Consider the following 11,309-nt stretch of genomic DNA (forward strand, 5'->3'; position numbering starts at 1 on the left):
ATGGGAGTCCGGCTGACGTAATTTGTCGCCATGGCCCCGCCCCTACCCGACCTGGCGGCGCTTTCAATTAAGCAGCGCCTCTTTGTCCTCGAATACCTCAAGGACTTAAACGCGACCCAGGCGGCGATCCGGGCTGGCTACAGCCTCAAGACGGCCTACTCGCAGGGTCAGCGGCTGTTGAAGAATGTTGAGGTTTCCACGGTGATCGCTCGCCTAGCCAGGGAGCGCGAGGAGCGGATCATCGGTGAGGCAGACGACGTGCTGCGACGCCTCTGGCAGCAGTTCCAGGCCGATCCGCGAGAGGTCGTGACGGTGAGACGCGACGCATGCCGCTTCTGCCATGGCGAGCGTCACAAGTATCAGTTCACCCAACCAGAATGGGACTTGGCTCTTGAGGCCCACGAGGGCGAGCTGGAGAGCGCCAGGCGCGAGGGCCTTGATCGTGCTCGCTGGCCAGTGCCACCGAACCCGAGGGGAGGCGTCGGCTTTGATCCGCGCAAGCGCCCGGCTGGCGACTGCCCCGGATGCCACGGGCGGGGTGTAGCCGTTCTGTGGCTGGCGGACCTTGATGACCTCAGCCCCGGTGCGTCCCGGCTAGTCGCAGGGGTGAAGCAGACACGCGACGGTATCGAGGTAAAGCTGGTGGACCAGATGAAGGTCACTGAGCTGCTAGCCCGCCATCATGGCCTGACCCGCGAGGCGGTCGTCCTAGACGTGACCGAGGGCTTCGCTGAAGCTCTCGAAGCTGGACGCCAACGCGCCCTGGAGCATGTCCGACGAACCCGATCCGAGGCGGGCATTTCGTCGCACTAGGCACCTTCACTCTGAGAAAGTGTGGGCGAAAACGTGGGCGAAGAAAGTTGGCGTGATATTTTCACGCATATTTTCTATAGTTTATTGATAAAGTTCGATGGCCGCCCTCGCCATCATTTGATCACGACATCAACCGCTTAGGGGCCGGCAATCTGCCGTCCACGGTCGGCCAAACCTGCTCCGTCATCCCCGCTCAAAGCGGTGGTGCCATACTGGCTGGCAGGGTCCGTCGCCGAAGGTCGATTTTCCCCCATTTGCACCAGTCGCACTGTGTTTTCACAGTGCAGAATCCGGTCATCCTGCGCCGCGTCTTTGACTGGACCCCTCGGTCTGCAAGCCCTAGCTAGGTGTTTTGGGAGTGCCTCTTGAAAGTTCTCGGCGTCCTCGGCGGCATGGGTCCGGCTGCCACCATCGATTTTCTGGCCAAGCTCCAGTACGAGACGCCGGCTGAGCGTGACGAGGACCACATCCGCGTGGTCATGGACCTCAACCCCCGCGTGCCCAACCGCCATCTTGAAACGGACGCCGCCGCCGCCGAGCTGGCCCAGATGGCTGTTGCCCTCAAGGCTGCGGGTGCCCAGATCCTGGCCATGCCCTGCAATACCGCCCATGTGAACCGCACCGCCATCGAGGCGGCCTCGGGGCTTGAACTGGTCGATATGCTCGACGCCGCCGTCCATGAGGCGCGTGATTTCGGGGCCGAGCGGATCGGCGTCCTGTCCACACCCCTGGCGCGGGGCCTGTTCATTGAGCGGATCCGCACCGCCGGTCTACAGACCATTGCCCTGTCCCCGCTGGGCCAGGAGGCGCTGATGGAGGCGATCTTTGCCGTCAAGGCCGGCGATCTGTCCGAACAGGTCGAGGACGTCATGGCCGCCGCCGCCGCCGAACTGGCCAACGGTGGGGCCGACATCATCATCGCCGGCTGTTCCGAAGTGCCCCTGGCGCTCGACCCGGATCGCGTCGCCGTCCCCGTCATCGACGCCACCGAGGCTTTGGCTAGGGCGTGTGTGGAGGCGTGTCTCTAGGTCGTCGATGACCTGACCCCGCCACCAGGCCGAGACTGAGGCCGAAACCCAAGACCCAGGACAGGCCGAAACCGATCACCGGTGTCGGCAGCGTCCCGGACAGGCTCGCCGCGCAGAAGATCAGCCACAGGGCCACCATGGCTGCTGTCGTTGGACCGAACCGACCCCAAGACGCCAGCAGGATCGTGGCGGGAACGCCGATCAGCCCCGCCACGGCCACGAGGCCGAACACCGGTCCAGCCTCAAGGGCCAGGGGCACGACCTGCTCGACATAGGCGACGGGTTCCAACGGTGGAGCGAACGCGGCGACAATCCCAGCGATCAGACAGGCCGCCAGAGCCAGGAGCCAGGGCGGTCGCCACATCCCCAGAAGCACCAGCGTCGCGACGGCGGCGAAGAGGGCACCGACGGCCTGGGTGTCCGGCTGGGCCGCGCAGAACGCCGCCGCCAGGATCACGACCGCCGGACCGGCCCATCCGGTCGGACGCGCGACGGCGAACCAGACAAGGATCGGCAGGGCCACCGCCGAAGGCAGGAACTGGACGGGACCAAGGGCGATCCAGCGATGAACGCCGTCGGTTCCCGCAAAGAACAGGGTCGCGGCCAGCGCAGCCAGGGCCAGGCCGACCGCCGCCATCGCACCCCGACCTCGCGGATCGGGCGACTGGGCCGCGATCACGCCCCCGAGGCCCAGACCAACAAGACCGGCGACGCCTTGCAACACCACCAGCGCGGTCGGCGCACCCGTGACCGACATCGCCACGAGGCCCGCCGAGATCACCGCCGCGGCCGCGCCGATCGCAATCAGCGGTCGGCCGCTCACTTCCCGAACAACCCGCCCTGTCCCGGCCCCTGCGGCGGCGTCTCCAGGCCCAGATGGGCATAGGCCTTGGCGCAGGCGACCCGGCCGCGCGGCGTACGCTGGATGAAGCCCTGTTGCAGCAGATAGGGCTCGATCACGTCCTCGACCGCATCGCGCGCCTCGGCGATGGCGGCGGCGAGCGTATCCATGCCGACAGGGCCGCCGCCGTAGTTTTCAATCAGGGCCTTGAGAAAGCTACGGTCCAGCCGGTCCAGCCCGGCCTCGTCAACCTCCAGCCGGCTCAACGCTCGTGCCGCTACAATCCGGTCGATGGCGGTCGACCCTTCCGCGTCCGCGAAGTCCCGCACTCGACGCAGCAGCCGTCCGGCCACGCGCGGCGTGCCGCGCGCCCGCGCGGCGATCTCGCCGGCGCCGTCGGTGGTCAGGTCGATCCCCATCCGCCGCGCCCCGTGCTGGAGCACGCCCAGCAGCTCTTCGGGCGAGTAGAACTCCAGCCGGATCGGAATGCCGAAACGGTCGCGCAGCGGCGTCGCCAAGAGGCCCGCCCGCGTCGTCGCCCCGATCAGAGTGAACGGTGCCAAGTCGATCCTGACCGAGCGCGCCGACGGTCCCTCACCGATGATCAGGTCCAGCACATGATCCTCCATCGCCGGATAGAGCACCTCTTCGACCGCCGGGTTCAGCCGGTGGATCTCATCGATGAACAGGACGTCGCGCGGCTCCAGATTGGTCAGGATCGCCGCAAGATCCCCAGCCTTGGCCAGGATCGGTCCCGACGTCGCCCGGTAGCCGACGCCCAGTTCCCGCGCCACGATCTGGGCCAGGGTCGTCTTGCCCAGACCGGGCGGGCCGAACAGGAGGACGTGGTCCATCGCCTCCCCGCGCGAGCGCGCGGCGTCAACGAAGACCTTCAGATTGGCCTTGGCCTGGGGCTGGCCGACGAACTCCGCCAGAGTTTGAGGGCGCAACGCCCGGTCGGAGGCTTCCGGCGTATCGGGAGAAACAAGGCGGTCGGTCATCGCCCCAACTCCTGCAAGGCCGCCTTGATCACCGCTGAGACGTCAGCTTCGTCTCCAAGGCGCGTAATCGCCTGATCGACGGCCCGACGTGCATTCATCTCCGGCATGCCCAGACCCAGCAAGGCTGACACGGCCTCACCCGCGACCGATGGTGCAGCAGCCGGCACCGGCCCGCCCGGCAGACCCGACGGCGTAAAGGTCACCTCGCCCAGGGTCTTGCCCTTCAGCTCCGTCACGATCCGCTGCGCCAGCTTCGGCCCCACCCCGTTGGCCCGTCCAACCGCGGCCTTGTCCTCGCGGGCCACCGCGCCGGCCAGCTCTCCCGGCGGCAGGACATCCAGCACGCCGAGCGCCGCCTTGGGTCCTACACCCTGAATGGCAATGAGGGTGGTGAAGGCCTTCCGCTCATCCTTGGCCAGAAAGCCGTAGAGGCGCGGGCCGTTCTCCTGGCTCCACTGGCTCTCGACCATCAGGGTCAGCTCCTCGCCCGCGGCCGGCAGGCGACTGAGCGTGCGGGCTCCGCACGTGACCACATAGCCGACACCGCCGACATCGATCACGAGGTCGCTTTCGCCCGTCTCCACCAGCATGCCGCGCAGCCGCCCGATCACGCCGCGATCCCCTTGATCCGCCGAAGTTGGGCGTGGGTCAGGGCCACGGCCAGCGCGTCCGCCGCATCCGCCGACACCTCGCCCGCCGCCGGCAGCAGGCGGCGCACCATGAAGGCGATCTGAGCCTTGTCGGCGTGACCGGCCCCGACCACGGCCTTCTTGATCAGGTTCGGCGCATATTCGGCCACCGACAATCCATGACCGGCCGGCCCCAGGATCACCGCCCCGCGCGCCTGGCCCAACTTCAGGGTCGACGCGGGGTTCGCATTGACGAAGACTTCCTCGATCGCCGCCTCGTCACAGGAATAGGTCGCGCATAGCTCGCCCACCGCAGTCATCAGATGCAGAAGACGCGCCGCGAACGGAGCCTTGTCATCGGGCGTCACCACGCCGTGCGCGACCCAGCTCAGGCGAGAACCGGCAACCGAGATCACGCCCCAGCCGGTGCGCCTCAGGCCGGGGTCCAGCCCCAGGATTCGAGTCGGTTCGTTCGCCATCCGTTCCGTTCATGCCCCAAAGAAGGTTGATGGACAATGACCGGCGCGAAAGAGCCTCCCTGATCAGGCTGACGCTCGGGCCGCGAGGCCGCACGCGCCGCCGTTGAGATGCCTAGCCGTTGGCGGCGCTTGGCGAGTCGTTTGAACGATTGCGCCGCGAAGCCTCGAGTGCAGCGGCCGTCATCGCCTGCTCGGCCTCAGCCTCCTGCATGCGCGCCCTGAGAGCGTCCATCTGCTCGCTCAGGCCCCGCGCCTTGGCTTCATTCTGGGCGCGCAGGGCCTCGATCGTCTCCTGCAGCTTGGATGCCCGTTGTTCGCTGCGCGCCAGCCCACGCTCGGCGGCCGCCGCCGACTTGGCAAGCTGGTCGGCCCGTTCCACGGCGGCCTGACGGGCCGCATCGGTCGCAGCATGGCGCTGGCGGCTTTCTTCCAGAAGGCTCTCAAGCTCCTTGGTCTTGTCCTGCGAGCGGGTCAGATCGATCTGGAGATTGCCCGAGCGACGTTCACTGGTCTGGCCGGCGCTCTGTGACTCGTTGAGGCGCGATGTAAGCTCGGCATTGAGACGGTCCAGCCGCTCCGCCCGAGCGGACAGGGTTTCATGTTTCGTCTCAAGACCCACTAGTTCCGCGCGCGCGGTCTCAACCTGTCCCTCAAGGGACTGGATTGATCGCGTTGCGTCAGACTTCTCGGACTGTGCCCGCGCCCGCTCGGAGGTGAGTTGGCCATCAAGCGTCGCCTCAGCCCGTGCCAGCCGCGAGATTTCGGACTGGGCCTCATCGAGCCGGCGCTTGAGCGCCGCATTCTCTTCCACAACCAGGGCATGACCACGTTCGGCGACAGCGCGCCCCTCTGCGGCCTCTACGCGTCCCGTATCGGCATCTCTCAGCTGCGTTCCGACGTGCTCAAGATCCTGCTCAAGCCGCCGGATCTTCTCGGCGGCGACGCGGTCCGCCTCGGTCTGGGCCAAGAGCCTGGCCTCAAGTTCGGATTTGGCGACCCTCAGGGCCTCCGCCTGACCCATATGCTCCTGGGCCGTCGCTGTCTGCTCGGCCAGGCGCTGGCGAGTTTCTTCCAGCCGCTCCTCAATGGCGTCGCGGGTCGAGATCAGGGTGCGCGCCTCCGTGCTGGCCGCTTCGAGGGCAGCCGCCGTCTCAGCATGAGCCGAGCGGAGATTGACCAACTCGATATAGTCGGCCCGTCGTGCGGCATATTCGGCCTGGAGCGGCTGGCGCATCTCCTTGAGCGCGGGCTCGAAGGCGCGAAGCTGGTCGAGCATGGCCGACAGTTTGTCGAGCCCGACATTCATCGTCTCGTAGCGTTCCCCGATGGCACCCGCGACATCCGCAGTCTGTCGGCGAACGCCGGATCCGCCGGCGACCCTGAGGCCTTCCTTGTCTTCATCTTTCCTGGCGGACAACACGCGGTCAAAGGGCGATAGCAATTTCATCTGTTCTCTCAATCAATTACCAGGCCGGACCCCAGCTCCCGGACTTCGGCCTCCAGCAAGTATAGGCCGCAATAACATCGATATTCGACTCGAATTTCGCTGAGCGATTGCGTTCGCACCGCCTCTCAGGGTATTGCATATGCAATGGAATCTCGCGAACCCTGTCTGTGTGGTCGTCTAAGGCGCGCCACACGCACGCTCAGCCGCCTCTATGACGAGGCGCTGGACCCCTCTGGCCTGACCATCACCCAGTTCTCGATCATGCGGACGCTGACCCGCCTGGACCATCCGACCCTGGGGGAACTGGCCGATGAGACGTCGCACGAAAAGAGCGGGCTTTGGCGAACGCTGCAGCCCATGATCCGGGATGGCCTGATCGAAACCGAGGCCGATGGCCGGGTCCAGCGGGTAAAACTGTCGGATCAGGGGCTGATGGCTCTTGTGCGCGCCATGCCGATGTGGCGAGAGGCGCAGCGTCGCGTGGATCGCGTCCTCGGCCCGCGCGGTCGCGCCTTGATTGACCTGCTTTCGGATGTCGAAACCCGTGTCTGACGTCGCATCACCTGAAATGTCCAACCGTGCCTGGATCATGGTGGTGGCCGGTGCCCTGGTGGTGACCCTGTCGATGGGCGTGCGTCAGACCTTCGGGCTGTTCCTGACCCCCCTGGGGCTGGAGATGAACATCAGCCGCGAGGCTTTCGGCCTGGCCATCGCTATCCAGAACCTGTTGTTTGGTCTGGCCCAGCCCTTTGTGGGGGCCTGGGCTGACAGGCATGGAGCCGGCAAGGTCGCCGCTGTCGGGGCCGTCGCCTATCTGGCCGGCCTGGTCCTCGCCTCCACGGCCGCCGGCCTGTTCGGAATTACTCTGGGCCTGGGCGTGCTGGTCGGCCTGGCCATGGCGGGCTGTACCTTCACCGTCGTCCTCGGGGCTGTCGGCAAGGCCGTGCCCGAAGGCCAGCGCACCCTGGCTTTCGGCATTGTCACGGCGGGCGGCTCCCTGGGCCAGTTTCTGCTGGTCCCCGCAACCCAGGGCCTGGTGGACGCACTGGGCTGGCGCGACACCCTTCTCATCCTTGGCGGCCTGATCGCCCTGATCCTGCCGCTGGCCCTGGGCGTGGCCGGAAAGCCCGCGACATCGGCGGCCGACGACGGCCCGGACCTGAAGGCGGCCCTGGGCGAGGCGGCGGCCCACCCCTCCTTCTGGATGCTGAATATGGGCTTCTTCGTCTGCGGGTTTCACATCGCTTTCGTCGGCACCCACCTGCCCGCCTATCTGCGCGACCAGGGGCTGACGCCCGGCGTCGGGGCCATGGCGCTGGCCCTGATCGGCCTGTTCAACATCCTGGGCTCGGCGGCCTGGGGGGCCTGGGGCTCAAAGCACTCCAAGAAGCGACTTCTGGTGATGGTCTATGCCCTACGCGGGGTCGCCATCGCCCTGTTTCTGCTGGTCCCGATCAGCGCGGCATCTGCTCTGGTCTTTGCTGCCAGCTTCGGCTTCCTGTGGCTCGGAACCGTACCCCTGACAAACGGGCTGATCGCTTTGATCTACGGCGTACGCAATCTGTCGGCGCTGGGCGGCATCGTCTTCCTCAGCCACCAAGTCGGGGCCTTCCTCGGAGCCTGGCTAGGCGGCATGGCCTTCTCGGTGCTGGGGTCCTATGACGCGATCTGGATCGCTTCGATCGTCCTGGCTTTCCTTGCGGCGCTCGCAAATGCGCCGATCCGGGAAGTCTCGCTGAGAGCCCCCCGGGTCCCGGCATGAGACGCTGGATCGCCCTGATAGGCGGCTTCGTCGTTCTCACACTTCTCGGGGTGTGGCTGTGGTTCCGTGAAGGGGCTGAGGTCTGGATCGACGCCGTCATCGCCTTCTGCACTTAAGGTTACGGCTTGTAATAACCTTGAAGCTGGTGTTCCTATCCGCGCCTCAAGGGGGCGGGAACAGCGCGCGGTCGCGTGCTCCGCCGTGGAGTAGGGACGTCCATGAATATCGTGATCTTGTTAGGCGTGCTGGTCACGCTGGTGACCGGCCTTCCGGTCCTCATGCAAATGCTTCGGAACCATCCGAAGGGCCTGATCATCCTGTTCTTCGCCGAGATGTGGGAGCGTTTCTCCTACTACGGCATGCGCGGTCTGCTGATCTTCTACCTGACCCAGCACTTCCTGTTCAACGACGAGACGGCCAGCCAGACCTACGGCTCCTACACCTCGCTGGTGTACCTGCTGCCGCTTCTGGGCGGCATTATCGCCGACCGTTGGCTGGGCACGCGCAAGGCTATTGCGTTCGGTGCCCTGTTGCTGGTCGCCGGTCATGGCCTGATGGCCTACGAGGGCCGCCCAGCGACCGAGACCCTGACCTATCAGGGTCAAGCCTATGAGATCGTCGCCGAGGGACGCGGCGACCTGCGCCAGGCCGGCATCATGGTTGACGGCCAGCGCTACGACTTCGGACCGGCCGAGGGCGGCGGCTTCGCAATCGAGGGCCTGCCAGAGGGCGCATCCCTCCCGGCCGTGCTGGCTGAAGACAGCTATGTCATGCAGCAGGACCAAGATTCGAACGGCTTGAACGCCTTCTACCTGGCGGTCTCGCTGATCATCATGGGCGTCGCCTTCCTGAAGCCCAACATCTCCTCGATTGTCGGCCAGCTCTATCCGCAGGGCGATCCGCGACGGGATTCCGGCTTCACACTCTATTATTACGGCATCAACCTGGGAGCCTTCTGGGCCGCCATCCTGTGCGGCATCCTTGGTCAGAACTACGGCTGGAACTGGGGCTTCGGGCTCGCGGGCGTCGGCATGGCGCTGGGCTTCATCGTCTTTGTGCTCGGAAAGCCCTTGCTCCAGGGTAACGGTGAGCCGCCCAATCCCGAACGCCTGCGCCAACCTGTCGTCGGGCCGGTCAACCGAGAATGGCTGATCTATCTGCTGGCTCTGATGGCTGTCCCCGTCGTCTGGTTCATGGTCCAGCGCCATGCGCTGGTCGGCAGCATTCTGACCGGCGCGACCATCCTTTCGCTGCTCGCGATCGGCTTGATCATCCTCCTGGGCGCCAAGACCTGGATGCAACGGCGGCACATGATCCTGGCGACGGTCCTGATCGGCGGCGCGGTGGTCTTCTGGACCCTGTTTGAACAGGCCGGCACCTCGCTCAACCTTTTCACGAGCCGTAACGTCGACCTGAACCTGACCGCCGCCGCGACCCAGTTCATGGGGATGTGGTGGGGCACCCCGGCCCAGTTGGCCGAGGCGGGCGTCACACCATCGGGAATGTGGATCGACACCACCCTGACGGCGGCCCAGACCCAGTCGTTCAATGCCGGCTACATCCTGATCTTCGCGCCGATCTTCGCGGCGCTGTGGACCAACCTCGGCCGTCAGGGTCGCGACCCCAATCCGCTGCTGAAGTTCGCGCTCGGCCTGCTCCAGGCCGGCCTGGGCTTCCTGGTGGTGGTCTGGGGCGTCAACGCCGGCTTCGTCAACGAGGCGTTCCGCGCCCCGCTGTTCCTGCTGGCCGCGCTCTATCTGCTGCACACCACCGGCGAACTCTGCCTGTCGCCGGTCGGTCTGTCGCAGATCACCAAGCTCAGCCTGCCGTCGGTCGTCAGCTTCATGATGGCCGTCTGGTTCCTGTCTTCCGCCATCGCCCAGTATGTCGGCGGCATGATCGCCGCCGCCTTGGGCACCGAGACAGTCGGCGGTCAGGTTCTTGACCCGGCGGGCGCGCTGCAGACCTCGCTCGGCGGCTTCGAACAGATGGGCTACGCCGGTCTGATCTGTGGGGCCGTCTTCCTCGTGCTCAGCTTCATCATGGGCAAATGGGGTGAAGGCTCCGACGACGCCGGCACGCCGGCCCCGGACCCGCGCATCGAAGACAGCGCGGCCGACATCGACGAGGCCACGGGCGAACGCACCGCCTGATCATCGGCAGATTTCGGACAGATTGGGGCGGCGGAGCAATCCGCCGCCCCTTTTTCATCTACATCCCGGCGCCACGACGATAGAGTGGCTTTCCATCATCTGCAGGAGTCTCCTCGTGAATCGCCGTAATCTGGTCCTGTCTGTCCTGACCCTGCCAAGCCTGTCCGTCCTCGGGGCTTGTGCCACCGTGCGTTCGACGCCGGCCTTCAGTTCGGAGCGGATTGCCGTATCGATCGAGGGATCGGGGACGGACGTTATCCTGATCCCTGGACTAACCTCTCATCCCGAGATCTGGGACACGACGACGGCCCACCTGCTTGGCACCGGCCATCGGGTCCACCGGGTGTGGGTGTCTGGCTTTGCCGGCCGCCCGGCGGGTGCCAATGCCGCCGGGGATGATGTCGGTCAACCTGTTGCCGAGGAGATCGCCCGCTATATCCACGAGCAAGGCCTCGTTCGGCCCGCCATTGTCGGCCATTCGATGGGGGGGTGGATCGGCATGGTCCTCGCGGCCCGCCACCCGGACCTGGTCGGCAGGCTGATGGTCGTCGATATGCTCCCCTTCCTCGGGATGATGTTCGGACCTCCGGGCGCGACCCCCGAACAGGTTCGGCCGATCGCCGAACTGACGCGCAACAACGTCCGCTCCGTGCCGCTCGAACAGCGCCGCGCGAGGGCGGAAGCGACCATCAACGGAATGATTCAAACGGAGGCCCGACGTGAGCAGGCCATCCAGCACATCCTGAACAGCGACTATGACGTTGCAGGTCGAGCCTTCTACGAGCTCATCGTCACCGATCTGCGCCCCGAACTTACGCGGATTTCGGTCCCGATGGTGGTCCTCTACGCTCCGCCGGCAGGCGTTCCAATGACAGACGCCCAGCTCGACGCACTTTACACGACGTCTTTCGTCACCCGTCCGGCAACGCGCCTCGTCCGTATTCCCGACAGCGCCCACTTCATCATGTTCGACAATCCGACCCGGTTCTTTTCCGAACTGGACGCCTTTCTTTCGCCGGAGTGACCTTTCACGTTTCCGTGATAAGAGCTCGGACTTGTCGCGTCAGAAACCGTCTGGCAAGCCCCTGAGGTCCAGGTCGCTAGGTTAGTCCAGCAAGGAACGGAAACGTCGATGAGCCACGGCCATCAGTCAAGC

11 protein-coding genes are annotated in these 11,309 nt (G+C 65.8%); 6 read left to right on the forward strand and 5 right to left on the reverse strand.

The window, feature by feature from the left end; translation table 11 throughout:
* Positions 1 to 30 precede the first annotated feature (30 nt).
* Both G391_RS13605 and cuyB read left to right on the forward strand, forming a co-directional pair.
* Positions 31 to 813 carry a terminase small subunit gene (locus tag G391_RS13605; protein ID WP_051257065.1) on the forward strand — a complete coding sequence of 261 codons (783 nt, stop codon included), beginning with the start codon at positions 31 to 33 and terminating at the stop codon, positions 811 to 813.
* A gap of 365 nt (positions 814 to 1,178) precedes the next feature.
* Positions 1,179 to 1,841 (forward strand): cysteate racemase, encoded by a 663-nt coding sequence (gene cuyB / locus G391_RS0102290; protein ID WP_245572019.1) that lies wholly within the window; start codon positions 1,179 to 1,181, stop codon positions 1,839 to 1,841.
* Here cuyB and G391_RS0102295 read toward each other — a convergent pair.
* The 5 genes from G391_RS0102295 to G391_RS15060 form a co-directional block, all read right to left on the reverse strand.
* Complete coding sequence (locus G391_RS0102295) at positions 1,813 to 2,664, reverse strand: hypothetical protein (RefSeq protein WP_029086077.1); 852 nt, start codon at positions 2,662 to 2,664, stop codon at positions 1,813 to 1,815. The genes cuyB and G391_RS0102295 overlap by 29 nt on opposite strands.
* Positions 2,661 to 3,683, reverse strand: coding sequence for a Holliday junction branch migration DNA helicase RuvB (ruvB, locus tag G391_RS0102300; protein WP_029086078.1), 1,023 nt, complete (start codon positions 3,681 to 3,683; stop codon positions 2,661 to 2,663). The genes G391_RS0102295 and ruvB overlap by 4 nt, the downstream gene beginning before the upstream one ends.
* On the reverse strand, positions 3,680 to 4,294 hold the full coding sequence (ruvA, locus tag G391_RS0102305; RefSeq protein WP_029086079.1) for a Holliday junction branch migration protein RuvA: 615 nt from the start codon (positions 4,292 to 4,294) through the stop codon (positions 3,680 to 3,682). The genes ruvB and ruvA overlap by 4 nt, the downstream gene beginning before the upstream one ends.
* Positions 4,291 to 4,791: a crossover junction endodeoxyribonuclease RuvC gene (gene ruvC, locus G391_RS0102310; RefSeq protein ID WP_029086080.1), complete on the reverse strand. Its 501-nt coding sequence runs from the start codon at positions 4,789 to 4,791 to the stop codon at positions 4,291 to 4,293. Before ruvC ends, ruvA begins: the two co-directional genes overlap by 4 nt.
* A gap of 112 nt (positions 4,792 to 4,903) precedes the next feature.
* On the reverse strand, positions 4,904 to 6,238 hold the full coding sequence (locus G391_RS15060; RefSeq protein ID WP_051257066.1) for a hypothetical protein: 1,335 nt from the start codon (positions 6,236 to 6,238) through the stop codon (positions 4,904 to 4,906).
* Between the two features lie 144 nt (positions 6,239 to 6,382).
* Between G391_RS15060 and G391_RS0102335 the strand changes: the two genes are divergently transcribed.
* The 4 genes from G391_RS0102335 (at position 6,383) to G391_RS0102355 (ending at position 11,177) form a co-directional block, all read left to right on the forward strand.
* Positions 6,383 to 6,790, forward strand: coding sequence for a MarR family winged helix-turn-helix transcriptional regulator (locus tag G391_RS0102335; RefSeq protein ID WP_029086082.1), 408 nt, complete (start codon positions 6,383 to 6,385; stop codon positions 6,788 to 6,790).
* Complete coding sequence (locus G391_RS0102340; protein ID WP_211226464.1) at positions 6,783 to 8,000, forward strand: MFS transporter; 1,218 nt, start codon at positions 6,783 to 6,785, stop codon at positions 7,998 to 8,000. The genes G391_RS0102335 and G391_RS0102340 overlap by 8 nt, the downstream gene beginning before the upstream one ends.
* A 218-nt stretch (positions 8,001 to 8,218) precedes the next feature.
* Positions 8,219 to 10,153, forward strand: coding sequence for a peptide MFS transporter (locus tag G391_RS13610; RefSeq protein ID WP_051257067.1), 1,935 nt, complete (start codon positions 8,219 to 8,221; stop codon positions 10,151 to 10,153).
* A gap of 115 nt (positions 10,154 to 10,268) precedes the next feature.
* Positions 10,269 to 11,177: an alpha/beta fold hydrolase gene (locus tag G391_RS0102355; RefSeq protein ID WP_029086084.1), complete on the forward strand. Its 909-nt coding sequence runs from the start codon at positions 10,269 to 10,271 to the stop codon at positions 11,175 to 11,177.
* Positions 11,178 to 11,309: the final 132 nt, after the last annotated feature.

It is taken from the genome of Brevundimonas aveniformis DSM 17977, from assembly GCF_000428765.1.
GTDB classification, from domain to species: domain Bacteria; phylum Pseudomonadota; class Alphaproteobacteria; order Caulobacterales; family Caulobacteraceae; genus Brevundimonas; species Brevundimonas aveniformis.

Excerpts from the sequence above, each read along its gene's own strand:
- G391_RS13605 (WP_051257065.1), top strand. The coding sequence starts at position 31 with ATGGCCCCGCCCCTACCCGACCTGGCGGCGCTTTCAATTAAGCAGCGC.
- ruvB (WP_029086078.1), bottom strand. The coding sequence starts at position 3,683 with ATGACCGACCGCCTTGTTTCTCCCGATACGCCGGAAGCCTCCGACCGG.
- ruvC (WP_029086080.1), bottom strand. The coding sequence starts at position 4,791 with ATGGCGAACGAACCGACTCGAATCCTGGGGCTGGACCCCGGCCTGAGG.
- G391_RS15060 (WP_051257066.1), bottom strand. The coding sequence starts at position 6,238 with ATGAAATTGCTATCGCCCTTTGACCGCGTGTTGTCCGCCAGGAAAGAT.
- G391_RS0102335 (WP_029086082.1), top strand. The coding sequence starts at position 6,383 with ATGGAATCTCGCGAACCCTGTCTGTGTGGTCGTCTAAGGCGCGCCACA.
- G391_RS13610 (WP_051257067.1), top strand. The coding sequence starts at position 8,219 with ATGAATATCGTGATCTTGTTAGGCGTGCTGGTCACGCTGGTGACCGGC.